This is a genomic window from Pseudomonas sp. Irchel s3h14, from assembly GCF_900187425.1.
Taxonomy (GTDB): Bacteria; Pseudomonadota; Gammaproteobacteria; order Pseudomonadales; family Pseudomonadaceae; genus Aquipseudomonas.
Genome location: NZ_FYDJ01000002.1, coordinates 285,205 through 311,302, shown reverse-complemented (window position 1 = coordinate 311,302; position 26,098 = coordinate 285,205). Strand labels below are relative to the sequence as shown.

Here is a 26,098-nt window from a genome sequence, read left to right as displayed (position 1 = left end):
AGCAGAATGTCCGAGCATTCTGCTAGGGATAAGCCGGTTAGTCGAGCTTGGCCGGTGGTGGCTCTAGCGGTGATTTGCCGTCAACCAGCGGTACGATGGTTTTGGCTTCAGGCTCGATGGGTACCATTTTGTATTCCTGGCCATGAAGGTTCTTGAGATAAACCTCCATCTGCCGGAACGAGATGTTGATGTGCTGCTTCTTGAACTCGCGATTGATGAAGCGGTTGACCTCATCGAGCACCGGGTTACGGTCGCCGAGGTCACGCACATGCATGCGCAGCTCGTGGTCGAGGGTGCTTTCGCCGAAGTTCAGGAAGTACACGTGGGGTTCCGGGTCTTTCAACACTCGCGGGTTATCGCGCGCGGCCTTGAGCAGCAATTCCTTGACCAGGTCCAGGTCCGAGCCGTAATCGACACCGAGCTTGAGGGTCACTCGGGTGATGGTGTCGGTCAGGGACCAGTTGATCAGTTGTCCTGTAATGAACGTTTTGTTCGGGACGATGATGTCCTTGCGGTCGAAGTCGGTGATGGTCGTGGCGCGGATACGGATCTTGCTCACCGTACCGGACAGGTTACCGATGGTGATGGTGTCGCCAATCCGTACCGGACGTTCGAACAGAATCATGATCCCGGAGATGAAGTTGGCGAAGATTTCCTGCATCCCGAAACCGAGGCCCACCGACAGCGCCGCCACCAGCCATTGCAACTTGTCCCAACTCACGCCGAGAGTCGACAGGGTCGAGACGAAACCGATGCCAGCGATCACGTAGGACAGCAAGGTGGTGGTGGCGTACGCACTGCCCTGAGCCAGGTTCAGCTTCGACAGCACCAACACTTCCAGCAACCCCGGCAAGTTACGCGCGAGGGCGAAGGTGATGCCGATGATGATCAGCGCGCCGAGCATGTCGCCAATGCTGATCGGCACCATGCTCATGTTGGCGCCGGTGCCGCTGGTGTATTCGTAGAGGGTGATGTTGTCCAGGTACGAGAATACCGAGATCAGGTCCGACCAGACCCAGTACAGCGCCGCCATGAAACCGCCGAGCAGTGCCAGGCGGATCAGGCGCAGGGACTGTTCATTGACCTTCTCGATGTCCAGGGTTGGCTCTTCGATGACCGCTTCGCCGTCGCCGGCCTCCTTCGCGGCCTGGCGTTTGGCCAGGGCGCGCTGGTAGGCCAGGCGGCGTGCCGCAACGCTGAGGCCGCGCACGAAGGTGGCTTCGATCACCAGCCAGAACATCAGCAGGTAAAGGGTGTTGATCAATCGGTCACTGAGCTTCAGCGCGGTGTAGTAGTAGCCGAAGCACACCGCCACGAACAGCGCGACAGGCAGGACGGTGAACATGACCCCCACGGCCTTGCGGAACAGCGAAGCGTTCTGGTGAGTCGGGCTGCTGATCAGCAGGCGGCTGAGCAGCCAGGCCATCAACGCGTAGCAGGTCAGCACCACCGGCATGCCGAGTACGTCTTCGGCCAGGGTCGCGGGTTGCAGCTCGGCGACTGCCACCACCGCGACCAACGCCATGACCACCAGCCCGAGTCGACGGACCCAGCCCTGGAGGAATTCGACCTGAGGTTTTTCCCAACGGAAATGCAGTTCGGCCACGCCGCCCGGCGCAAGGATCCGGTAAGCGGTGTAGAACACTAGCCAGGCCTGGGCCATTTGCAGCAGCGCTGCGCCCATGTTCGCGTTCTGTCCGCGGGCGTCGATTTGCAAGGCCAGGCCACACAAGGCCAGGCCCAGGGAGACCGGCATCGCCAGCAGAATGTTGATCAGGATTGCCTGCGGCGTGTGCCACTGGCTGTCGCGTTTGAAGTGGCCGATGTCCTGGTGAACCTTGCTCAGTCGGGCGTACAGGCTTTTGCGTCGCCACAGCAGGGCACCGATCAACAGCGCCAGGGGCAGGAACAGCAGCGGCCGTTGGGTCAGGCCGTCGCTTAATTCGCTCAGGCTGGACGCCCACGGCAGCGTGGTGACCTGACGTTCCAGGCGCTCTGGCACGGCACGTATCCACTCTGGGTCCAGCGGTTTGTTGCTGGGAATCCAGAACATCTGCTCATCGAGGGTCGCCCGCAGGCTTTGCGCGGTGCTGAGCAGTTGCTTCTGATTGAGTTGCAACGTGATGGATTCGTTGAGCACCGCGCTGAGTTCGCGGTTCAGCCGCTCCAGCAGGTCGGCGCGGGTCGTGGCCAGTTCAAGCAGGCTCTTGCGCAGCTGCGGCGTGACTTGCTCGGGAGGCTGAGTCGACAGCAGGTTGTCGACGTAGGTCGCCGGGTTGCTGAGCAGTTCCCGTTGCTGGCTGACTTCGAATTGATAGAGGCGAATGTCGGCGATCTGGTCGGCCAGGTCACGGTCGAGCTTGAGACGTGGCAGGGCCTGTTTCTGTTTGTAGAGGATCTTGGAGAGCAGCAGGCTGCCCTTGAGCACGTTGATTTGCTCATCCAGCGCCGAGTCACTCTGGGTCACGTTATCCAGCTGCTGCTTGGTCTGCAGGTTCTGCTGGGTGACTTCGTTGAGGCGGTCAGTACTTTTGAGCAGGTAGTCTGAAAGCTTCAGGTTGGCCGCGCTCTCGGTAGCCAGCAGGGTGCTGCTGCCGGACTTCTGCGCTTCGATGGACTGCTGCGTCACCGTCTCCTGGGACTGGGCCAGGCGCTTCTGGTTGATCAGGGTTTGCAGCTCCTGGATTTCCTGATCCAGACGATCGGATTTTTCCGAGAGCAAATCATGTTGGCTGTTGCCCAAGTCCTGCAACTGGCTGTTGCCGGCCAGTTCCTGGCGACGCAACGGGATCAGGGCGTTCAGTGCAGCGAGTTCGGCGTTGAGCAAGTCGCGTTGCTCAGGGGTCAAGGTCTTGCCGGCGTCTTTGCCTGCCTTGAGGATGTTGTTGATCTGCTGGATGCGTGTCTGGCTGGTGGAAATTTCGGCCTGTGCGCGCTCGGGGCGGGTCTGGGCAGTAATCACCAGACTGTTGGCCTCAGCCAGGGCTTTCTGCAGATCGCTTTGCTGGGTGGAGCGCTCGGTGAGCATTTGCTCCAGTTGCTGAATAGGCTCTTTGGCATAACGCTGCGGTACTGGCAGCACTTTGGAGGCTTTGAGCTTGGTCAGTTCTCGCTGGTTCTCGATGTTCTGCTTTGGGGCGTTGGCCAGTTGCTGCTTGAGATCGGCCAGTTTCTGCTCGTAATCACGCCGGTTGTTGAGCTGTGTCAGCGTGCTTTGCAGGATGCTCTGCAGGGCTTTCTGATCGGCTTCCGGCAGTTTGCGGTCGGCGATCTTGTTCAGGTTCGCCTGCACGGCTTCGCTGGACGGCGGTTCGGCCGCTTGCAATGTACCGACAGAAAGACTCAAGCCCAGCAGGGCCGTGATGATAAACGTGCGCAGGGTTGACATAGAGACCGATCGAAAACGAGACGAAGTGGGGGGCGTGTTGACGTTTAATCACGGATCGCGTTGGAGCTGTGAGCGATCTGCGCAAGGCGCGGGACGAAGGTAAGGGTTGTTTCCTTACCAAGTCCCGCAACGCAGTGCGGCTCGCTCACAGCTCCAACCCGCAGGGCCCAGCCCCGCAAAGCGCAATCCGTCGTTATTCGTCGTTCATTTGGAGCAACCAAACTTCTCTCCTCATGCCTAGTCTTGCGCTTTGCGGGGATGGGCGCGACCGTGATTAAACGTCAACACGCCCCCTAGTTTAGAGGAACAAGCCCGGACCGGGGCGACTTCCTTCGGGGAATCTGACGCCTACTTTACCGATCTTGTTCCCTTCCATGACCGCGACGGTCCAGATGGTGTTGTTCCACTCCACCTGGTCACCGACGACTGGCGCACCACCCACTTTCTGGGCAATGAAGTGGCCGAGCGACATGTCCGGATCGATGCCTTCCACTTTCAACCCGTACAGCGCCGCAACCGCGGCCAGTTGGGCGTCTCCTTCGAGTACGAAGTCGCCGAAGAAGCGCAAATCGAGGCCCCGTTGCGGCGCCTGACTGAAGAGTTTTCCGAGGGCTGGAAGGTTGTGTTCATGGCCGATTACGCACAGCAAATCGTCGACTTCGAGCACCGTACTACCCGACGGATGGAGCAGTTGCTGGCGACGAAACAGGGCTGCGATGCGGGTGCCTTCGGGCATTTTCAGCTCGCGAAGGGGTGAGCCGATGCACCATTTCTCGGCACCGAGGCGATAAACGAACAGCTCCCACTCACTGGTGACGTGCACTTCCAGGGCTGAGCGGGAGATTGGTGCCGGTTCCGGCGGAACGGTCACTTTCAAAAGCTTCGCCACCCACGGCAGGCTCGTACCCTGCACCAGCAGCGACACCAGCACGATAAAGAAGGCGAGGTTGAAATAGAGCTGGGCGTTAGGCAGGCCGGCCATCAGTGGGAACACCGCCAGAATGATCGGGACCGCGCCGCGTAATCCGACCCAGGAAATGAACGCCTTCTCGCGCCCGTGGAACGCCTTGAACGGCAGCAGGCCGACGATCACCGACAACGGCCGGGCAAACAGAATCATCCACAGCGCCAGACCCAGTGCGGGCAGGGCAATCGGCAACAAGTCGTGGGGTGTTACCAGCAGCCCCAGCACCAGGAACATGCCGATTTGCGCCAGCCAGGCCATGCCATCGAGCATGTGCAAAATGCCGTGGCGGCTGCGCACCGGGCGGTTGCCGATGACCAGGCCGCACAGGTAAACCGCCAAAAAGCCGCTGCCATGCAAGGCGTTGGTCAGGGCAAACACGACCAGTCCGCCAGCAATGACCAGGATCGGATACAGGCCGGTGGCCAAGTGGATACGGTTGACCAGTTGCAGCATGACCCAGCCGCCGCCCAGGCCGATGACAGCACCGATACCGAACTCACGCATAAAGTGCCCGAGCAGGCTCCAGTGCAGACCGGTCTGGCCGCTGGCGAGCATGTCGATCAGGGTCACGGTGAGGAACACCGCCATCGGATCGTTGCTGCCGGACTCGATCTCGAGGCTGGCGGTGACCCGTTCGTTCAGGCCTTTGCCACCGAGCAGCGAGAACACCGCCGCGGCATCGGTAGAGCCGACGATAGCGCCGATCAGCAGGCCCTGAATCAGGTTCAGGTTGAATAGCCACGCGGCGGCCATGCCGGTCAGTCCGGTGGTGATCAACACCCCGACCGTCGCCAGCGACAGCGCCGGCCATAATGCCACGCGGAAGCTGGAAACCCGGGTGCGCAAGCCGCCGTCGAGCAGGATGACTGCCAGCGCGAGGTTGCCGACCAGATAAGCCGTTGGGTAGTTATCGAAAATAATGCCGGCGCCATCGACGCCGGCCGACATGCCCACCGCGAGGATGATCACCAGAATCGGGATACCGAGGCGCGATGAAAGTGAGCTCACCAGAATGCTCGCACCTACCAGCAACGCGCCGATCAAGAACAGGCTGTTGATGGTCGTCGCATTCAAAGGCAGTACTCCAGAAAGCTGAAAGGCGGGCGCAAACTGACCATGCAGTCTGCGTGCCAGCGATTCTAACCTGTTGAAATGTGATGCTGTCAAAAAGCTTTTGACGGTGATCGTTCCCTCGCTCTGCGTGGGAATGCAGCCCAGGACGCTCCGCGTCCCTAGAGCGGACGCAGAGCGTCCGTTGAGGCATTCCCACGCAGAGTGTGGGAACGATCATGGGTGAGGTTAAAGGCTAAACCGCCCAACCATGTTGTTCAGGTCCAGCGCCAGGCGCGACAGCTCATTGCTGGCAGCGCTCGTCTGGTTAGCACCGGTCGCCGATTGCACCGACAGGTCACGAATATTCACCAGATTGCGATCCACTTCGCGTGCAACCTGTGCCTGCTCTTCGGCAGCGCTGGCGATGACCAGGTTGCGCTCGTTGATTTCGACGATCGCACTATTAATAGTGTCCAGCGACATGCCCGCACCACGAGCGATGTTCAACGTCGACTCGGCGCGCTCGGTGCTGTTGCGCATCGAATTCACCGCGTGCTCGGTACCGGTCTGGATGCTGCCGATCATGCGTTCGATTTCGCTGGTCGACTGCTGGGTGCGATGCGCCAGGGCACGGACCTCGTCCGCCACAACGGCGAAACCACGACCGGCCTCACCGGCACGGGCGGCTTCGATCGCCGCGTTCAATGCCAGCAGGTTGGTCTGGTCAGCCAGGCCGCGAATCACGTCCAGCACTTTACCGATGTCACGGGACTCGTTGGCCAGGTCGCCGATCAGGGTCGCGGTGCTTTGCACATCGGCGCTCATGCGTTCGATGGCGCTGACGGTTTCCTGCACCAGGTCACGGCCATCACCGGCGGAGGTGGTGGCATTTTTCGAGGCTTCGGACGTGCTGACGGCATTGCGCGCGACTTCTTCCACGGCGCTGGTCATTTCGTTGACCGCGGTGGCGGCTTGTTCGATTTCGTTGTTCTGCTGGGTCAGGCCACGAGCGCTTTCGTCAGTGACACTGTTGAGCTCTTCAGCGGCGGACGCCAGTTGCGTGGCGGAACCGGAAATCCGTTGCAGGGTGTCGCGCAGCTTGTCCTGCATTTTTGACATGGCCAGCAGCAAACGGCCGGCTTCGTCCTCACCGTCTACTGTGATCGGGCGGGTCAGATTGCCTTCGGCAATTTCTTCGGCAGCGCTCAAGGCATTGGCGATTGGCTTGGTGATGCTGTTGGTCAGCAACCAGGCAAAGAGCAGGGTCAGGCCGGTCGCGATCACTAGCAGGGTGATCACCAGGTTGAAGGCCGAGGCGTACTGGTCGGCAGCTTGCTGATTGGTGTCGAGGGTCTGCTGAGTGTTGATCTCCAGCAAACGGTTCAACACGGTGTTCACCGCTTCGGAGTTGGTCAGCAGATCGGTATTGAGCAGGGTGCGCAACTCATCCACCTGATTGTTGCGCGACAGGGTCTTCATCCGGTCTTCGATCTGACGGTACTGGCCGAGCAGCTGCACGTACTGGTCGTAGGCCGAACGTTCCTGCGGGCTGGTGATCAGTTTTTCGTAAGTCACCTGAGCGGCACGAATCTGCTGATTGCGGGTTTCCAGCAGTTCCATGGTCTTTTGTTGGACGTCCGGCTCGCGGTTCACCAGCAAACGGTAGGACAACACCCGCAGGCGCAGGGTGAGTTGCGTGAACTCGTCGAGGCTTTTGATGCTCGGCACGCTGCTTGAGGTGATGTCCTCGGCGGCACCGCGAATCTTGCTCATCTGGTTCAAGGCAAACACACCCAGAATCAGCATCAGGCCGCCAATCAGGGCAAAACCGAGGAACGCCCGTGGCGCGATATTCATATTACGAAGGGACATGGTGTTTACCGAAATGAGCGCATCCGTGCGGCGCTGAGACTGACGTATGGATGACTTATCGGTCATACGACTAAAGTCTTGAGGCCCTGCGCGTTTTTGTCGCACAAAGACTCCGGCGACGAAGTGCAGGAACCAGATCCGTCAATCACAGTCTTTAAAGTTCGCGAGGAAGGTCGCCCGCCAGGAAAATCAAGGCCTTGCGCCCCAATAACCCTGGCATCCGTGGTGACTTTTCTTTATCGTACGCGCCCTTTGAAAATGCTTGGAAAATCAAAATGTTGGAAGCATCCCTAAGCCAATTGGAACAGCTGGTCAGCGACCTGGTGCAACAGAACCAGACCCTGCTTGGCACCAACCAAACCCTGAGCGCAGAACTGGCCCAGGCCAAGGATGAAAACGAGAGCCTGCAACTGAGCCTGATGGAACAGGAAGAGAAACAAGGTGCTACCACTGCACGCATTCAGGCCCTGGTTGAGCGCGTCAGCGCCGGCCCAGTCAGCGCATGAATCACGGCGCCGCAGGGGTAAAAGTCGTCTCGATCCTGGGGGAGGACTATTCGATCAAGGCGCCGGCCGGGGAAGAGCAAACCCTGCTGGACGCCGCGTTAATGCTGAAGGCTGCCCTGGCCGACACCAAACGGAAGTACCCGACGCTGATCGGTGACCGCTTGCTGGTGCTGGCCGCGATGAATCTGTGCTCCCAGCAGATCGAAATGCAGAAACAGCACAAGCAGGAACTCGACCGTTACCAAGAGCAAGTCAGCGCCACGGTTGAAGTGATCTCCAAGACGATCAATCAGGCCTGATCGGCTTTGCGCACAACCAAAGAATAAATTGTCGTTTGAGTTGTATACAATCGGCACGGCTGTTGCAGCGTTTCAGCCTCTTATTCTTTGGGGGTGCTCCATGCAGTTCTGGCGACGCAGTATTCAATGGCAGTTGATCCTGAGCATGGGCACCGCCCTGCTGGTCAGTATTCTGATCGTGGTTGGCATTTATACCCTCGTGGTCAACCGTCTCGCCGAGCGCTATCTGGTCGAACAAGCGCTGCCGTCGAGCATCGAAGCGATGCGCAACGACATCGAGCGAATCCTCGTTCAACCCCTTACCGCCGCCAAGGACATCGCCAGCAATAGCATGGTGCGCGACTGGCTGGCCGGGGGCGAAAATAGCGCCCAGACCAACGCCTTCGTCACCTATCTGGAAGGCATCCGCTCCGAGCACAAAGCCTTTACCGCGATTATTGTCGGCACCGCGTCCAACCATTACTTCACTGAAAAAGGCCTGGACCGGACCCTCAGTCGCTCCAATCCAAAGGACGCCTGGTTCTATACTTTCCTCGACAGCAACCAGCCGCGCACCCTCAATATCGACAATGACACCGCCACCGGCGAATTGGCCCTGTTCATCGACTTCAAGGTCGAGCAGGCCGGTAAAGTTGTGGGCGTTGCCGGGCTTGGCCTGAGCATGAAAGAGTTGTCGGAGCTGATCCACAACTTCAACTTTGGTGAGCGGGGCAAGGTCTATCTCGTGCGTTCCGACGGTTTGATCCAGGTTCACCCCGAAGCGCAGTTCAGCGGCAAACGCACGTTGGCCGAACAGATTGGCGTTTCGGCGGCGCAAGCGGTCATGGGGCAAAAAGGTGCCACCAGCAGTTTTATGCGCGATGACGAAGATTTTCTGGCATTGAGCCTGCCGTTGCGGGATTTGGGCTGGACCTTGGTGGCCGAAGTGCCACAGTCGCAGATCTACGCCGAAGCCCGCCGCGCGATGTGGATGAGCAGCGGTATCGGCCTGGCGGTGGCGCTGGTTTGCCTGATGCTGGTGGTGTGGTTGGCCCGTGGATTGGTGCGGCCGATCCGTCAGGTAACAGCAGCACTGGTAGCCATCGGTAGCGGTGGTGGAGATTTGACCCACAGGTTAGATTCCAGTCGCGCCGATGAGCTGGGTGACCTGGCTCGCGGCTTCAATCGGTTCCTGGAAAGTCAGCGCGACATGATCGGCGAAGTGCTGACCACCAGCGAGCGTTTACGCACGGCAGTCGGCCAGGTGGCGCGGGTGGTGGACAACACCGCCGAACGCTCCGGCCGTCAGCAGGAAATGACCGACATGGTCGCCACCGCCGTCCACGAAATGGGCCTGACCGTGCAGGAAATCGCCCAGAACGCCGGCAACGCAGCGGTGGCTTCGCAAACTGCCCGCGATGAAGCGATGCAGGCGCGGGAAGTGGTGGGCGGGTCGATCCGGCATATTGAAAGCATGTCCGATGAAATCGGCCTCGCTGCCAGTGCGGTGGGCGAGTTGGCCCATCAGGTGGCGTCCATCGATCAGGTGCTGGCAGTGATTCGCGGCATTTCCGAGCAGACCAATTTGCTGGCGCTCAACGCGGCCATCGAAGCGGCGCGGGCCGGGGACATGGGGCGTGGGTTTGCGGTCGTCGCGGATGAAGTGCGGACGTTGGCGCGGCGGACGCAGTCGTCGACTGATGAGATTCAGCAGATGATCGGTAGCCTCAAGCAAGGCGCGGAGAACGCGGTGTCGTCGATGCACACTGGGCAAGCTGCGACGGGCACAGGTGTCGAGTCGAGCCAGCGGACCGGGGCGTCATTGACGGCGATTACCGGCCAGGTAGAGCGCATCAGCGACATGAACCATCAGGTGGCGGCGGCGACGGAAGAGCAGTCGGCGGTGACGGAAGAGATTAACCGGAACGTGCAGGGGATTTCTGATCTGGCCCGTGCCACCGCTGGGGAGGTCAGGGCTTGCCGTGAGGATTGTCAGACGTTACAGCGGTTGGCCGATGATTTGGCGCGGCAGATGGGCAGTTTCAAACTCACCTGACTGATCGTTCCCACGCTCCGCGTGGGAATGTAGCCCGGGACGCTCCGCGTCCCATTGGAACGCGGAGCGTCCCCTGAGGCATTCCCACGCGGAGCGTGGGAACGATCGGTGACGGGTGTCAGAACCACTCATCCTGCATCGTCAGACACACATCATCCCGAGCCTCAAGAATCGCCAATTCATGGTGACAACCCGGCACTTCCCACGTCAGAAAATACCGCGCCGCCTGCAACTTGCCTCTATAGAAGCTCACATCCGCCACATTCCCTTTGGCCAGCCCTTCCTCAGCGCGAATCGCCTGTTCCAGCCAGCGCCAGCCAATCACCGTGTGCCCAAACACTTTCAGGTACAGCGCCGAGTTCGCCAGGCTGCTATTAACCTTGCCTTGCCCCAAATCCGTCAGCAAACCAATGGTCACGGTTTGCAGGCGCGCCACCAATTTCTCCAACGGCTCACGCAGCGCGGTCAACGATTCATACGCTTGAGCGCGCTCGGCGGTATCGGCAATCAGACGGATTAATTGCTTGAGCCCCGCACCACCGTTCTGCGCCAGTTTGCGGCCCAGCAAATCCAGCGATTGAATACCGTGAGTCCCTTCATGAATCGGGTTCAAACGGTTGTCGCGGTAATACTGCTCCACCGGGTATTCGCGGGTGTAGCCATGGCCGCCGAGAATCTGGATCGCCAGTTCGTTGGCCTTCAGGCAAAACTCCGACGGCCAGGATTTGACAATCGGCGTGAGCAAATCCAGCAGTTCGTGGGCCTGTTTGCGCTCGGCTTCAGTCTCAAGCGTCGTGGTGTCGTCAAACAACCGTGCCGCGTACAACCCAAGGTCGAACGAGCCTTCGACGTACGCTTTCTGGGTCAGCAACATGCGTTTGACGTCGGCGTGCTGAATGATCGCCACCGGTGCAGTGTTCGGATCCTTGCTGTCCGGCACGCGACCTTGCGGACGCTCGCGGGCGTACTCCAGGGAATACAGGTAACCGGCGTAACCGAGCATCACCGCGCCCATGCCGACGCCGATCCGCGCCTCGTTCATCATCTGGAACATGTAGCTCAAGCCATGATGAGGCTTGCCCACCAGGTAGCCGACACACTTGCCGTTGTCGCCGAAGTTCAGCGCGGTGGAGGTGGTGCCGCGCCAGCCCATCTTGTGGAACAAGCCAGCCAGCAGCACGTCGTTGCGCTTGCCCAGACTGCCGTCATCGTTGACCAGAAACTTGGGCGCGATGAACAGCGAAATACCCTTCACCCCTGCCGGTGCGTCCGGCAATTTCGCCAGCACCATGTGCACGATGTTTTCCGACAGCGGGTGATCACCGCCGGAGATGAAGATCTTGTTGCCCTTGAGTCGATACGTGCCGTCAGACGCAGGCTCTGCTCGGGTACGAATATCCGATAGCGACGAGCCGGCATGTGGCTCGGTCAGCGCCATGGTGCCGAAGAAGCGTCCGTCGATCATCGGTTGCAGGAAGCGCTGTTTCTGCTCCTCGGTGCCGAAACTTTCGATCAGGTTCGCCGCGCCCATGGTCAGGAACGGATAAGAGGTCGACGCCGCGTTGGCCGACTGAAAATGCGCGAAGCAGGCCTGGGACAACAGCGTAGGAAGTTGCATCCCGCCCGCGTCGAAACTGCGTGCGGCGTTGAGGAAACCGGCTTCGAGGAAGGCGTCCACCGCTGGTTTCACTTCCGGAATCAGAATCGCCTGACCGTCCTCATAGCGCGGTTCGTTCTCGTCGCCCTTGCGGTTATGCGGAGCGAAGAACTTCTCGGCGATGTTGCGGGCGGTGCCGATGGCGGCGTCGAAGGTCTCGCGGTTGTGCTCGGCGAAACGCTCACGCTGGGTCAGGCCCTCGGCATCAAGGACTTCATACAGCTCGAAAGCCAGATTGCGGGAACTGAGCAACGTCTCGGACATGGCGGCCTACCTTTTTTTGGAATGGACCGAGTCTAGGCGTGGGAAGGGCGGGGTGAACAGGATGATTGATGAGCGTGATGGTAGATCAGAGCAGCGACTTACCAGACACCCCAAAACAAATGTGGGAGCGGGCTTGCTCGCGAAGGCGGAGTGTCAGTCGACATCAACATTGACTGTTACACCGCCTTCGCGAGCAAGCCCGCTCCCACAGGGGATTTTGCAAACCAGGCACCTGTTGCAGGCGCCCGGTCTTGTTGCGGTTTAGCCGATAGTCATCAGGCTGGCATTACCACCCGCAGCAGCAGTGTTAACGCTCAACGCCCGCTCGATCACCAGGCGCTCCAACGCAATGTTGGTTTCGCCTTGCGACAAGCCATGAACCCCAACAATCGCACCGGCACGCTTGGCCACTTGCTGGCAGACCGCACGCAGCTGATCGGAATGGCCGTGATGCAGAACCGCATCAAACAGCACTTCGTCCTTGCTCCAGTCGGAAACCAGCTTGATCTTCGCCTGAACTTCCTTCGACAGACGTGCGAACAACGCCTTGGTCAATTCAGCTTCCGGCCATACCGCCGAACCGCCGACGGCCAATACCGCCGCCAGTTGCGTCAGCAGATCACCTTCGACTTCCGCCAGGCACAGCACGTGTTCGCGCGGCAGGATGGCGTAGCTGTTGCGCTCGCCGGTCGGGCCCGCCAGAACACGGGTGATCCCGCTTTGCGATTGCGCCGCGAACTGCACGCACAGGGTGTTCAGGTCGGCAAACTTGTTGCTGTCAGCCCAGGCTTGCAGAGCCTTCAGCGGTTTGCTCATGGCATCACGCAGACGAACGTCCGGTGCTGCGATGGCGTCACCGCGAGCGAAGGATTGTTCGATCGCATCGGTAGGACGCGTCGACAGCAGACGGTACAGGTACAACGGACCACCGGCCTTCGGACCGGTGCCCGACAGGCCTTCGCCACCGAACGGCTGCACGCCGACAACAGCACCCACGATGTTGCGGTTCACGTAGACGTTACCGGCGTTGACGTTGTCGATCACCTTGGCGATGGTCTCGTCGATGCGGGTGTGCACGCCCAACGTCAGGCCGTAGCCGGAAGCATTGATCTGACCGATCAACTGATCGATGTCTTTGCGCTTGTAGCGAACCACGTGCAGCACCGGGCCGAAGATCTCACGTTGCAGCTCGTCGAAGCTTTCCAGTTCGATCAACGTCGGCATCACGAAGGTGCCGCGTTTGACTTCTTCGGTATTGGCGATTGCCACCTGGTACACGCTGCGACCTTTGTCACGCATGGCCTGGATGTGCTTCTCGATGCCGGCCTTGGCTTCGGCGTCGATCACCGGGCCGATGTCTACGGACAGGCGCTCTGGATTGCCGAGACGGCATTCAGCCATGGCACCTTTAAGCATTTCGATGACGCGGTCAGCGGAATCTTCCTGCAGGCACAGCACTCGCAGTGCCGAGCAACGTTGACCAGCACTGTCGAAAGCCGACGACACCACGTCGATCACAACTTGTTCGGTTAGTGCCGAAGAGTCGACGATCATCGCGTTCTGGCCACCGGTTTCGGCGATCAGTGGGATCGGACGGCCTTGAGCATCCAGACGACCCGCGACGTTGCGTTGAAGCAAACGAGCGACTTCGGTGGAACCGGTGAACATCACGCCTTTGACCCGATCGTCACCGACCAGACGCGCGCCAACGGTTTCGCCACGGCCCGGCAGCAATTGCAGCACGCCTTCCGGAATCCCGGCTTCGAGCAGCAAGCGCACGGCTTGAGCCGCCACCAGCGGGGTTTGTTCTGCAGGCTTGGCCAGTACCGGGTTACCGGCGGCCAGTGCCGCAGCGACTTGGCCGCTGAAGATTGCCAGCGGGAAGTTCCACGGGCTGATGCAGACCACCGGGCCCAATGGGCGGTGGGCGTCGTTGGTGAAATCGTTGCGCGCCTGCACTGCGTAATAACGCAGGAAGTCCACAGCTTCACGCACTTCGGCGATGGCGTTGGCGAAGGTCTTGCCGGCTTCGCGAGCCAGCAGGCCCATCAGCGGCTGGATCTCGCCTTCCATCAAATCGGCGGCACGTTCCAGAATCGCGGCGCGTTCGGCGGGCGGGGTGGCCTGCCAGATCGGCGCAGCGTTCAGGGCGCACTGGATCGCGTTGTCGACGTCTTCGACGGTCGCTTCCTGTACGTGGCCGACCACGTCACGCAGATCGGACGGGTTCAGAACCGGTGCAGGGGTTTCGGTGCTGGAGGCGCAACCGAGCATTGGCGCGGCTTTCCAGTGGTTGTGAGCAGTGGCCAGCAGGGCGCAGGACAGGGAAGCCAGACGATGTTCGTTGGCCATGTCGATGCCGCTGGAGTTGGCGCGCTCGGCGCCATAAAGATCACGCGGCAGCGGAATACGCGGGTGCGGCAGGCCGAAGCCGCCTTCCAGCGTCGCCATCTGCTCGATGCTGGCCACTGGATCGGCCACCAGCTCCTGAATCGAAATAGATTGGTCGGCGATGCGGTTGACGAACGAGGTGTTCGCACCGTTTTCCAGCAGACGACGTACCAGGTACGCCAACAGCGTTTCGTGAGTGCCGACCGGTGCGTACACGCGGCACGGACGGTTCAGCTTGCCTTCGGAAACTTTACCTACAACCTGTTCGTACAGCGGTTCGCCCATGCCGTGCAGGCATTGGAACTCGTACTGGCCGGGGTAATAGTTCTGACCAGCGATGTGGTAGATGGCCGACAGGGTGTGGGCGTTGTGCGTGGCGAACTGCGGGTAGATGACTTCTGGTACCGACAGCAGTTTGCGGGCGCAGGCGATGTAGGAAACGTCGGTGTACACCTTGCGGGTGTAGACCGGATAGCCTTCCAGGCCTTCGACTTGGGCGCGCTTGATTTCGCTGTCCCAGTACGCGCCTTTTACCAGGCGGATCATCAGGCGATGACGGCTGCGGCGAGCCAGGTCGATCACGTAGTCGATCACATACGGGCAACGCTTTTGATAAGCCTGGATCACGAAACCGATGCCGTTCCAGCCAGTCAGTTGCGGCTCGAAGCACAGGCGCTCCAGCAGATCCAGCGACAACTCGAGGCGGTCAGCTTCTTCGGCGTCGATGTTCAGGCCGATGTCGTATTGCTTGGCCAGCAGGGTCAGCGACAGCAGGCGCGGGTACAACTCGTCCATCACACGCTCGTACTGCGCACGGCTATAACGCGGGTGCAGTGCCGAGAGCTTGATCGAAATGCCCGGGCCTTCATAAATCCCACGACCGTGGGACGCTTTGCCGATCGAGTGGATGGCTTGTTCGTACGAGGCCAGGTACTTCTGGGCGTCGTGCTCGGTGAGTGCGGCTTCACCCAGCATGTCGTAGGAATAGCGGAAACCTTTGGCTTCGAACTTGCTGGCGTTGGCCAGGGCTTCGGCGATGGTTTCGCCGGTCACGAACTGCTCGCCCATCAGGCGCATGGCCATGTCGACGCCCTTGCGGATCATCGGCTCGCCACTCTTGCCGATGATGCGGCTCAAGGACGAAGTCAGGCCGGCTTCGTTGTGGGTGGCGACCAGTTTGCCGGTCAGCAGCAAGCCCCAGGTGGCGGCGTTGACGAACAGCGACGGGCTGTTGCCCAGGTGCGGGTGCCAGTTGCCGGTGCTGATTTTGTCGCGAATCAGTGCGTCACGCGTGCCTTTGTCCGGGATGCGCAGCAGCGCTTCGGCCAGGCACATCAGTGCCACGCCTTCCTGGGAGGACAGGGAAAATTCCTGCAACAGGCCCTGAACAATCCCGGCGCGGCCGCCGGCGCTCTTCTGATTGCGCAGTTTTTCGGCAATCGAGGCGGCGAGCTTGTTGGTGGCTTCAGCCATGGCGAGCGGCAGGCGAGCTTGCTCGATCAGCATCGGCACCACTTCCGGCTCAGGGCGACGGTAAGCAGCGGTGATCGAAGCGCGCAGAACCGATTGCGGCAGGATGCTTTCGGCGAATTCCAGGAAGCACTGATGCGCGTGATCGACGTGGATCTCGCCCGTTTCGTCAACTTCCTTGCCGTTCAAACCGCTCAGCTCGGTCAGGGTTGCACCACCCTCGAGTTTTTCCAGGTAATTGAAAATTGCCTGCTTGATCAGCCAGTGCGGCGTGCGATCAATCGAAGTCGCGGCAGCCTTGAGGCGCTCGCGGGTCGGGTCGTCAAGTTTGACCCCAAGGGTGGTGGTAGCCATATTTTTATCCTCATGTTTGCCACGACCGCGTGGCATCAGCTGGCGGCAAGATTAGCTGTGCAACCGTCGAGGTGCAACCGGGTGCAACCCTTTTTTTGTCGGAATAATACGCAGCTCGTCAGGAATTAAATTCCGGTACGAACGTACCGCTCCTGCTTGGTGCTTTTACTTCTAGCAAACCGATGGAACTGCCCTAAAAGGGAGCAAAAACAGGTGTTTTTCAGATAAATCCGACTAGGTGCAACTTATTCTCACGAAACTGGTTGCACCTTATTTGCTTTGTTGAATAGCATTCGCGCCCAAGGTGCAACCGGTCAAAAAGACAGGTGCGCCGGCTGATGGCTTTCCTGGGGAAACATCAGTCATAAATGCGCGGGATCCCGAATCGTCTGTCAAACGTAATCGTTTGCGAGCGGTTCACCAGCCGCCGCTACATAAAAACAATGCCAGGGCGACACTTAATGAGCGTAAGCAATCCAACCTTGATCACATTCGTGATCTACATCGCAGCAATGGTGTTGATCGGCTTCATGGCCTATCGCTCCACCAACAACCTTTCTGATTACATTCTGGGCGGTCGCAGCCTGGGCAGCGTCGTGACTGCATTGTCCGCCGGCGCCTCCGACATGAGCGGCTGGTTGTTGATGGGCCTGCCGGGCGCTATCTACATGTCCGGTCTGTCCGAAAGCTGGATCGCCATCGGCCTGATCGTCGGTGCTTACCTGAACTGGCTGTTCGTCGCCGGCCGTCTGCGCGTGCAGACCGAGCACAACGGCGATGCGCTGACCCTGCCGGATTACTTCTCCAGCCGTTTCGAAGACAAAAGCGGCCTTCTGCGGATCATCTCCGCGGTCGTGATCCTGGTGTTCTTCACCATCTACTGCGCATCCGGCATCGTGGCCGGCGCCCGTCTGTTTGAAAGCACCTTCGGCATGTCCTACGAGACGGCGCTGTGGGCCGGTGCTGCGGCGACGATTGCCTACACCTTCGTCGGTGGTTTCCTGGCAGTGAGCTGGACTGACACCGTACAAGCTACGTTGATGATCTTCGCCCTGTTGCTGACGCCGATCATCGTGCTGCTGGCCACTGGCGGCATCGACACCACGTTCCTGGCCATCGAAGCGCAAGACCCAAGCAACTTCGACATGCTGAAAAACACCACCTTCATCGGCATCATCTCGTTGTTGGGCTGGGGCCTGGGCTACTTCGGCCAGCCGCACATCCTGGCGCGTTTCATGGCGGCGGATTCGGTCAAGTCGATCGCTAACGCTCGCCGCATCTCCATGACCTGGATGATCCTGTGCCTGGGCGGCACCGTGGCTGTAGGCTTCTTCGGTATTGCCTACTTCTCGGCAAACCCTGCCGTGGCAATGCCGGTTTCTGATAACCACGAACGTGTGTTCATCGAACTGGCCAAAATCCTGTTCAACCCATGGGTTGCTGGCATACTGCTGTCGGCCATTCTGGCTGCCGTCATGAGTACCCTGAGCTGCCAATTGCTGGTGTGCTCGAGCGCCCTGACCGAAGACTTCTACAAAACCTTCCTGCGTAAAACCGCCTCCCAGGTAGAACTGGTCTGGGTCGGTCGTGCCATGGTTTTGCTGGTTGCCCTGATTGCTATCGCATTGGCCGCTAACCCGGAAAACCGCGTATTGGGTCTGGTCAGCTACGCTTGGGCCGGTTTCGGCGCTGCGTTCGGTCCGGTTGTCCTGATCTCCGTGATCTGGAAAGACATGACCCGCGACGGCGCACTGGCCGGCATCCTGGTCGGCGCAATCACCGTGATCGTCTGGAAACACTTCGAACTGCTGGGCCTGTACGAAATCATCCCTGGTTTCATCTTCGCCAGCCTGGCGATCTACATCGTCAGCAAACTGGGCGAGCCTACTAAAGGCATGCTTCAGCGCTTCGCCGCTGCCGAGGCAGATTTCCGCCTGAACAAGTGATGGGAATGAGCTGATGCTCTGACCTTTCGCCGAACATGAAAACGGCCTGCTTCCATTTGGAGGCGGGCCGTTTTTTTATGGCGCAGATCTTGTGGTATCGAAGTTCTAATGTGGGAGCGGGCTTGCTCGCGAATGCGGTGGGTCATTCGGCATTAATGTTGACTGACACACCGCATTCGCGAGCAAGCCCGCTCCCACATTTGTCCGGGGGTGCTTCTGACAGGAATGTCTGTAGCCAAACACACTGATTGTTGAAGGAGAAATCCCTAAAAAAGCAGGACAAATCTGATTTCCCTGTCCCTCCATCAATGCCCCATGTCGCTCATGCAGAATCGCCCGCCTTCATTCTGCAGAGACACATCGGATGTTCGCTCCTGCCAATCAACCGCGTTTCACGTTGACGATCGACGGCGTCCAGAATGAACTCAAGGTACTTGAGTTCACGGGCAAGGAAGCCATCAGCCAGCCCTACCGTTTTGACCTGGAACTGGTCAGCGAACGGCCCGACATAGAGCTTGAAAACCTGCTGCATCGTCAGGCGTTTCTGAGTTTTGATGCACAGGGTTCCGGCATTCATGGTCAGATATTTCGCGTCGGCCAAAGCGATTCCGGACAACGCCTGACGGGTTACCAAATCAGTCTCGTGCCGCGTCTGGCCTACCTCGGTCAGCGCATCAATCAGCGGATCTTCCAGCACAAAAGCGTGCCGACGATCGTCGCGCAAATCCTCAAGGACCACGGCATCCAGCGCGATGCTTTCGAGTTTCGGCTCGGCAGCGACTACTCCCCTCGTGAGTACTGCGTGCAATACGCCGAAAGCGATCTGGCGTTCATTCAGCGGCTGTGTGCCGAGATCGGTATTCACTACCACTTTCAGCACAGCCTCGATGGACACCTGTTGGTGTTTGGTGATGACCAGACGGTTTTCCCTCGTCTGCCCGAGCCGACGCTATACCTGCCGGGCAGCGGAATGGCGGCGGATGCACCGGCCATCAAACGTTTCAACGTGCGACTGGAAACCCGGACGACAGCCGTAACCCGTCGCGACTACGACTTCCAGAAGCCTCGCCTGCAACTTGAAAGCAGCCTCGACAGTGAACTGCGACCGGTGCTCGAGGATTACCACTTTCCTGGTCAATTCACCGACCGCGAACACGGCAAGCATCTGGCCCAGCGGGCACTCGAACGCCACAACGCCGACTTCCGTCAGGCCGAAGGTCGTGGCGACGAATCGGCGTTGGTCAGCGGGCATTTCCTGCACCTGGCCGAGCATCCGCGTCAGGCATGGAATGACCTGTGGTTGATCACCGAAATCGAACACCGTGGCCGCCAGCCGCAAGTGCTGGAAGAGTCGGTTACCAGCGACGGCCCGGATGATTTCCAGGGCTATCGCAATACCTTTCTGGCAACACCGTGGGACGTTTCGTTTCGCCCACCGCTGGGACCGGAAAAACCACGCATGCTCGGCTATCAACCCGCCGTGGTCACCGGCCCCACCGACAGTGAAATCCATTGTGACGAGTTCGGTCGGGTCAAGGTTCAGCTCGCCTGGGATCGTGACGGTCAGCTCGATGAACACTCCAGTTGCTGGCTGCGCGTCGCCACCGGCTGGGCGCACGACCGTTATGGCAGCGTGATGATCCCGCGAGTCGGCATGGAAGTGCTGGTGGGATTCGTCGACGCCGATGCCGACAAACCGCTGGTGATGGGTTGCCTGCCAAACGCCGCAACCCCGGTGCCGCTCGATCTACCCGCCGACAAAACCCGCAGCATTTTCCGCAGCCAGAGCAGTCCCGGTGGCGGCGGTTACAACGAATTGCGCATCGAGGATCGCAAAGGCGCCGAGGAAATCTACCTGCGCGCCCAGCGAAACTGGACTCAGCACGTGCTGAATGATCAACAGGTGCAGGTCGATAACGCCCGCAGCATCGTCGTCAGCGGCACCGCTCGCCATGAGGTGAAGGCTGACGAGCAACGCATCACCCACGGCCAGCGCCAGACCGAAGTGAAGCTGGACGATCACTTGGTGGTCGTGGGTGACCGACACATTCGCGTGACCAGCCAGGCGCTGAATGCCAGTCAGCAATTCCATGTCAGCGCCGGTCAGCAAGTGGTGATCGACGGCGGGGGCAGCGCGACGATTCAGGCGGGCGGGCAGTGGATCAACATTGGGCCGGGCGGGATTTTCAGCAGCGTGCCGATTCAGGTCGGTGGTGCGTTGATGCCGGCCATGGCGGCTGCGCCCGTGTCGCCGGATACGCCGTTGCAACTCGTCGCCGCCCCGGCAGCATTGCTGAGTGCCGCACAGATTCTGAGCCTGAAAAGCGACGCGCCGTTCTGTGAGGAATGTGAGCGCTGCAAGGACGGTGTCTGTGCAGCCTGATCGCATGTCACCTCATGACTGGCTGGAGCACCAACCGCTCAAGCCTTCCGAGCAGTTGTTCGCGGTTTTCAGCAACGCGAGCGCCGCTGAACCGTTTAAAACCTGGCAGCGTTCGATCTCCGCTCAAGCACCCAGTCCGATCTGGGCCGACACCGCTTACGCCGAGTGGGAACCGGTAATGCCCTATGTCGGAATCGTCGCTGCTGGCAGTGAGTTTCTGGAGTGGGTTGCCAACACCGAGTCTCGCGACTGGGGTTGGCTGGCCGTGTCTGGCGCGACTCAAGAAGTGCTGGTCGAACATCTACGCAGCCTCACTCAAGTTCTTTTGCCCAACGGCAACGCAGTGTTTTTTCGCTTTTGGGATGGGCGTTATTTGCTGTCGATCCTTCAGTCTGCCGAGGTTAACGCTACGCAGTTAATGCCTGTGATCGGGCGGTGTTTGATCAATGGCCAATCACTCGAAATTGGTGGCCAAGCGCTGAACAGTTCCCGGGTTTTTCCGTGGTGGGAAGTTTCCGAACCACTGTTAAAACACCTCGATACCGAGTTCGCAACAACCCGAATAAGCAACTTGCTGAAGTGGTTGAGCGAGGAACGCCCTGACCTTTACGAGGCGTTTTCCGAAAGCGTTTTGCGCCACAAGGTTGCGATTTTTCTGCAGACACCGGACCTGCCTCAAGCACCCAAAACAGCCTTGGTGGACTACCTGATGGCGGAGCTGAACTGATGGATCAGATCGTACGCATCGAGCAGGAGCTCGACGGTTTTAAAGACACCCTAAGTTTGTATCGCCAACAACTCGGCGGCTTCCTAAGCAGGAATGCGGACAAGGTCAGCCGAGCCACGGACATGCCGTCGCTGATGGACATGGAGCGGTTGATAAAGCTCGGCAATACGACGATTGCGGTGAGCAGTGGCGACGATGATTTTCTCTCGGGTGTTGCGCAGTGTCCGGAAGGCGGGATTCTGGAGATCGAGAGCAAGTTCGAGTCGGTCTACGACATTCCGTTGGGGAATATTCAGGTCGATGTGATTGCCATTGATGGTGGTAAGAGCACACCGGTCAAGCTCGATGAAAACGGTAAGGGACAGTTCACAGGCACGCCCGGAAAGTTCTATCGCGTGCATGTTCAGAGTGAAGTCACCCCGGATCAAATCAATGATCTTTTTTCCTCTTACGACGGCCTTACCGAAGAGTTGGAAGGCTGGCTGCGCAAAGAGTGGGAAGGTTTCAAACCGCAGTGGTCGCAGCAGTCGGCGTCAGCATCGTTGGCGGCGGTGGGTAATGGAATGCTCGCAGGAAGTTGGGATGCGATTCAGGCTGTTTGGGATGGCATCGGCGAACTCACTGACATTCTGAAAGACCCTAACGCCTTTGCCGAGAAACTGGGTGAAAGCGCAGGAGAACTCGCAAGTCTGGCAGTAAGCGCTCCAGACATGATGGAAAAAGCCATGTTGCTGGCCAGCGACGAAGCGGCGCTGTGTCTGCTGATGCGCACCGCAGTGCTGTGGCTCGAAGCATTGCCACCTTCGCAACTGGCCGGGTCCTCGGCCGAAGCTATTTCCAAAGTCGTGGTTGGTTTGGTCATCGACTTGTTAATTGGCTTGGTGTTGAGCGTGGTCGGGGTTGGCATTGCCTGGCTGATAGTGCGCCTGGCCAAGTACAGCGCGCAGATTTTTCAGGCAGCAATGGGCTTCGTGAAGTCGATGGTCACGATCATCAATAACTTTATGGAGTATGTAGATCGCTACAAGAAAGTCGCCGCGCGCGGTGTTGCTGCGGGACTAAAAAAAGGTCGGATGCAACTTCGCTGGAATGGCCGCAAGAACACCACACTGAAAAAAGACGAACACCACGACAACGTCCCGGATCAGGCGAAAAACCCCAACGGCGACAGCGCCGATTCCGTTGATAAAACCGCCACCAACAAATGCCCGGTATCGATGGTCACCGGCGAAGAACTGCTGACCCTCACCGACGGTTCGCTGGATGGAATCCTGACTTTCGATTTCACCCGGCTCTATCGCACCAGCGCCGCCGAGATCGACATCGGCCTCGGATTCGGCTGGAGTCACAGTCTCGCGCATCGTCTGGAAATCGACGGCGAGACCGTCATCTGGATCGACCACGAAAACCGGCGCACCACGTTCCCGCTGCCAAACAGTGAACGCCCGGCGATCCACAACAGCCTCTCGCGGGCAGCGATTTATCTCGGCGATAAACCCGAAGAACTGATCCTCGCCCAGTCGGGTGACGACACGCGTTTCTATCACTTCCACAACGGTCGACTGGCGGCCATCAGCGACGGTTACGACAACCGTCTGCGCATCACCCGCGACCGACAAGACCGCATCAAACGCCTCGACAATGGCGCCGGCCGTGCCTTGCGATTGCGCTATGACCGCAGCCATTTGGTCGCCGTCGACTATCAGGTTTTTGTCCCGGCCCAGACCCTCGACGAGGCCTGGCACACCGAGCAGACACTGGTCAATTACAGCTACGACGAACGCGATCAACTGATCGAAGCCACCAACGCCGCCGGCGAAAGCGAACGCTACGACTACGACGATCAGCACGTCATCCTGCAGCGGCAATTGACCGGTGGGGCGAGTTTCTTCTGGGAGTGGGAAAGGTACGGTAAGGCGGCCCGATGCATCCGCCACTGGGCATCGTTTGCGCAGATGGACGCGCGTTATGTCTGGGACGACGAGGGTAGTGTCACCGTCCAGAACATCGATGGCAGTGAAGAAGTTTACGTCCATGACGACCGGGCGCGGCTGGTGCGCAAGGTCGAGTTGGACGGCGGCGAGCACCTCAAGGCTTACGACGACAACGGTCGGCTGATTGCCGAACAGGATCCGTTAGGCGCTGTCACCGAATACCGTTATGACGAAGTCGGACGACTTATCGCGCTGATTCCGCCAGAAGACGAACCGGCGACCTACGAGTATCGCAACGGTTTCCTGCACGCACGGTTTCGCGGCAAAGCCGTTTGGAAATATCAGCGCAACGCCCAGGGTGACATCACCGAAGCGACCGATCCTGACGGTCATGTCAGCCACTATCACTACGACGAAAAAGGTCAGCTGCTGTCGATCCGTTACCCGGACAACAGTCGGCATGTGTTCGTCTGGAATGGCTTGGGGCAGTTGGTTGAGGAAACGCTGCCGGAGGGTGGTGTGCGGCGGTTTTCCTACGACGCGCTGGGGCGGCAGATTACTCGTCAGGACGAACACGGTGCCGTTACCCAGTACCAATGGGATGCCGTCGGCCGACTGATCCAGACGACGCTGCCTACCGGCGCCAGCCGCGCGTTCAGCTACAACGCCTACGGAAAAATCACCGCCGAACGCGATGAACTGAATCGCATCACCCGCTACGAATACTTCGACGACCTGCATCTGGTCAGCCGCCGCATCAATGCCGACGGCACCCAACTGAAGTACCGCTACGACAACGCCCAGCTGTTACTCACGGAAATCGAAAACGAATCCGGCGAAACATATCAGCTGGACTACACGCCGAACGGCCTGATCCGACAGGAAACCGGCTTCGACGGCCAACGCACGGCGTACGCCTACGACCTCAACGGCCAGCTGCTGGAGAAAACCGAGTTCGGCGATGACGGCTCGCAGCTGATCACGGCGTATGAGCGGGACTCTACGGGAAGGTTGCTGGTCAAAACCCTGCCCGACGGCATCAAGGTTCAATACCGCTACGACAGCCTAGGCCGGTTGGTCAGCGTCGACGACGGCCACGACCATCCGCTGGAGTTCGAATACGACCAGCAAGACCGCCTGATCAGCGAACACCAAGGCTGGGGCACGCTGCGTTATGGCTACGACGCCTGCGGCCAACTCCATCGCCTGCGCCTGCCGGACGGCAGCAAACTCGACTACCACCACGCCAAGGGCGGCGCGCTGACGGCCATCGACCTCAACGGCGCGCGACTCACGACCCACCAATTCGCCTTCGGTCGCGAGCAGCAACGCCAGCAGGGGCAGTTGCTCAGCGAATATGCCTACGACGATCAGGGCCGATTGAAGGCCCACGCTGTCAGTCAACAGCACCAAACGCTGTATCGCCGCGACTATGCCTACAGCGCCAACGGCAATCTCGACAGCATCGCCGACACCCGCCACGGCCAACGCAATTACCAATACGACCCGCTCAACCGCCTGACCCGCGTCCGCCACACCCGCGACGACCCACCGGAAAGCTTCGCCCACGACCCCGCCGGCAACCTGCTGATGCAGGACCGTCCCGGCGCCGCGACCGTCAAAGGCAACCGCCTGCTCATGCAAGGCGACCGCCATTACGACTACGACGCCTTCGGCAACCTCATCCGCGAACGCCGCGGCACCGGGCAAAAACTCGTCACCGAATACCGCTACGACTGCCAACACCGCTTGGTCGGCGTCACAACCCCTGACGGCTGCAGCGCCAGCTACCGCTACGACGCCTTCAGCCGCCGCATCAGCAAAACCGTCGACGGCAACACCACCGAGTTCTTCTGGCAGGGCGACCACCTCGTCGCCGAAAGCAGCCGCGAGCACTACCGCAGCTACGTCTACGAACCGGGCAGCTTCCGCCCACTGGCCATGCTCGACGGCAAAGGCCCGCGAAAGGCATGCCCGTTCTACTACCAACTCGATCACCTGGGTACGCCCCAGGAACTGACCGATTTCGGTGGTGAGATTGTCTGGTCGGCGAAGTACAACGCCTACGGCAAAGTCACTCGCCTTGCGTTCGGTGGGGGAGAGCAGCTCGATCAGCCGTTGCGGTTTCAGGGGCAGTACTTTGATGCCGAGAGCGGCCTGCATTACAACCGCCATCGGTACTATGATCCGGAGGTTGGACGGTATCTGACGCCGGATCCGATCAAGTTGGCGGGTGGGCTGAACCAGTACCAGTACACGCCGAATCCGACGGGGTGGGTTGATCCGTTGGGGTTGAACTCGACGAACTGTCCACCGCCGAAAAAAAAGAAAAAGGTAGGCTGTCCGTCCCCAGCAGATCCTGATAAGCCAGCCGTAAATCAGGGTGCTCCAACGCTCCCTAAGGCGACTTACCCAGAACCTAAAACAGAGGAAGAAGCCAAGCGTCAGGTATTAAAGTGGGAGAGAGAATATAAAATGCACTCTGTTGAAAAACATGGTCCAGAAATTGACGATAAAGCGTTGAAGCAGCGGTCAATTGATGGTTCTCATCCGACGAAGAAAGGTGTGAGAGGACCGATCAGGCCAAGCTCTCAGTTCAGTAGCTGGATGATGCAATTTCGTGCAATAAGTTACGCCTTGTCCAAAATGCACCGTGATGTACCCGAGCCGACTGGTCATGACGCCGACCGGAACCCTATTGTTAGAATGGAATTGCCCGGCGCAGGGCGTGGATACAAGCCTAATGAAAAAGATCGGGATAATCCTCGTTATATAGAAAATATGGATGGTGCGGAAATTAAATTTGATAAGCGGAATGTGAAAATTCCGTTCACGGCTTTTCCTCGATAGGT

At 59.3% G+C, this 26,098-nt stretch carries 12 protein-coding genes and 2 pseudogenes; 8 read left to right on the top strand and 6 right to left on the bottom strand.

Annotated features, from left to right (window positions below):
• Window positions 1–37 precede the first annotated feature (37 nt).
• The 4 genes and pseudogenes from mscK to CKW16_RS32810 form a co-directional block, all read right to left on the bottom strand.
• Window positions 38–3,388, bottom strand: coding sequence for a mechanosensitive channel MscK (gene mscK, locus CKW16_RS04985; protein WP_095127468.1), 3,351 nt, complete (start codon window positions 3,386–3,388; stop codon window positions 38–40).
• A gap of 298 nt (window positions 3,389–3,686) precedes the next feature.
• Complete coding sequence (locus CKW16_RS04980; RefSeq protein WP_095127467.1) at window positions 3,687–5,429, bottom strand: potassium/proton antiporter; 1,743 nt, start codon at window positions 5,427–5,429, stop codon at window positions 3,687–3,689.
• 225 nt (window positions 5,430–5,654) lie between these two features.
• Window positions 5,655–6,518 (bottom strand): methyl-accepting chemotaxis protein, encoded by an 864-nt coding sequence (locus CKW16_RS32815; RefSeq protein ID WP_371918011.1) that lies wholly within the window; start codon window positions 6,516–6,518, stop codon window positions 5,655–5,657.
• Window positions 6,510–7,265, bottom strand: a pseudogene (locus tag CKW16_RS32810) (MCP four helix bundle domain-containing protein); the annotation flags it as partial. The gene CKW16_RS32815 and the pseudogene CKW16_RS32810, both read right to left, overlap by 9 nt.
• A 290-nt stretch (window positions 7,266–7,555) precedes the next feature.
• Between CKW16_RS32810 and CKW16_RS04970 the strand changes: the two are divergent.
• The 4 genes and pseudogenes from CKW16_RS04970 to CKW16_RS32800 all read left to right on the top strand — a co-directional run bounded on the left by CKW16_RS04970 (window position 7,556) and on the right by CKW16_RS32800 (window position 10,120).
• Complete coding sequence (locus CKW16_RS04970) at window positions 7,556–7,786, top strand: hypothetical protein (protein WP_095127466.1); 231 nt, start codon at window positions 7,556–7,558, stop codon at window positions 7,784–7,786.
• On the top strand, window positions 7,783–8,085 hold the full coding sequence (locus tag CKW16_RS04965; RefSeq protein ID WP_008149648.1) for a cell division protein ZapA: 303 nt from the start codon (window positions 7,783–7,785) through the stop codon (window positions 8,083–8,085). The genes CKW16_RS04970 and CKW16_RS04965 overlap by 4 nt, the downstream gene beginning before the upstream one ends.
• Before the next feature lie 100 nt (window positions 8,086–8,185).
• Window positions 8,186–9,253, top strand: a pseudogene (locus tag CKW16_RS32805) (cache domain-containing protein); the annotation flags it as partial.
• A 21-nt stretch (window positions 9,254–9,274) separates the two neighbouring features.
• Window positions 9,275–10,120 (top strand): methyl-accepting chemotaxis protein, encoded by an 846-nt coding sequence (locus CKW16_RS32800; protein ID WP_371918010.1) that lies wholly within the window; start codon window positions 9,275–9,277, stop codon window positions 10,118–10,120.
• A gap of 118 nt (window positions 10,121–10,238) precedes the next feature.
• On the opposite strand, the gene CKW16_RS04955 is transcribed toward CKW16_RS32800, so the two are convergent.
• Entirely contained in the window at window positions 10,239–12,041 is a 1,803-nt protein-coding gene (locus CKW16_RS04955) for an acyl-CoA dehydrogenase (protein WP_095127464.1), read from the bottom strand.
• A 261-nt stretch (window positions 12,042–12,302) separates the two neighbouring features.
• Window positions 12,303–16,256 carry a trifunctional transcriptional regulator/proline dehydrogenase/L-glutamate gamma-semialdehyde dehydrogenase gene (gene putA, locus CKW16_RS04950; protein ID WP_095127463.1) on the bottom strand — a complete coding sequence of 1,318 codons (3,954 nt, stop codon included), beginning with the start codon at window positions 16,254–16,256 and terminating at the stop codon, window positions 12,303–12,305.
• Between the two features lie 461 nt (window positions 16,257–16,717).
• Between putA and putP the strand changes: the two genes are divergently transcribed.
• The 4 genes from putP (at window position 16,718) to CKW16_RS04930 (ending at window position 26,096) form a co-directional block, all read left to right on the top strand.
• Window positions 16,718–18,202: a sodium/proline symporter PutP gene (gene putP, locus CKW16_RS04945; protein ID WP_095127462.1), complete on the top strand. Its 1,485-nt coding sequence runs from the start codon at window positions 16,718–16,720 to the stop codon at window positions 18,200–18,202.
• Between the two features lie 364 nt (window positions 18,203–18,566).
• Window positions 18,567–20,585: a type VI secretion system tip protein VgrG gene (locus CKW16_RS04940; RefSeq protein WP_095127461.1), complete on the top strand. Its 2,019-nt coding sequence runs from the start codon at window positions 18,567–18,569 to the stop codon at window positions 20,583–20,585.
• Window positions 20,575–21,312, top strand: a complete 738-nt coding sequence (locus CKW16_RS04935; RefSeq protein ID WP_095127460.1) for a DUF4123 domain-containing protein — start codon at window positions 20,575–20,577, stop codon at window positions 21,310–21,312. Before CKW16_RS04940 ends, CKW16_RS04935 begins: the two co-directional genes overlap by 11 nt.
• Window positions 21,312–26,096, top strand: coding sequence for an RHS repeat-associated core domain-containing protein (locus tag CKW16_RS04930; protein WP_095127459.1), 4,785 nt, complete (start codon window positions 21,312–21,314; stop codon window positions 26,094–26,096). Before CKW16_RS04935 ends, CKW16_RS04930 begins: the two co-directional genes overlap by 1 nt.
• Window positions 26,097–26,098: the final 2 nt, after the last annotated feature.

Bases quoted from the DNA above. Each gene is read 5' to 3' on its own strand.
- CKW16_RS32815 (WP_371918011.1), bottom strand. From the start codon at position 6,518: ATGCAGGACAAGCTGCGCGACACCCTGCAACGGATTTCCGGTTCCGCC.
- putP (WP_095127462.1), top strand. From the start codon at position 16,718: ATGAGCGTAAGCAATCCAACCTTGATCACATTCGTGATCTACATCGCA.
- CKW16_RS04940 (WP_095127461.1), top strand. From the start codon at position 18,567: ATGTTCGCTCCTGCCAATCAACCGCGTTTCACGTTGACGATCGACGGC.
- CKW16_RS04965 (WP_008149648.1), top strand. From the start codon at position 7,783: ATGAATCACGGCGCCGCAGGGGTAAAAGTCGTCTCGATCCTGGGGGAG.
- CKW16_RS32800 (WP_371918010.1), top strand. From the start codon at position 9,275: ATGATCGGCGAAGTGCTGACCACCAGCGAGCGTTTACGCACGGCAGTC.
- CKW16_RS04955 (WP_095127464.1), bottom strand. From the start codon at position 12,041: ATGTCCGAGACGTTGCTCAGTTCCCGCAATCTGGCTTTCGAGCTGTAT.
- mscK (WP_095127468.1), bottom strand. From the start codon at position 3,388: ATGTCAACCCTGCGCACGTTTATCATCACGGCCCTGCTGGGCTTGAGT.
- putA (WP_095127463.1), bottom strand. From the start codon at position 16,256: ATGGCTACCACCACCCTTGGGGTCAAACTTGACGACCCGACCCGCGAG.
- CKW16_RS04970 (WP_095127466.1), top strand. From the start codon at position 7,556: ATGTTGGAAGCATCCCTAAGCCAATTGGAACAGCTGGTCAGCGACCTG.
- CKW16_RS04930 (WP_095127459.1), top strand. From the start codon at position 21,312: ATGGATCAGATCGTACGCATCGAGCAGGAGCTCGACGGTTTTAAAGAC.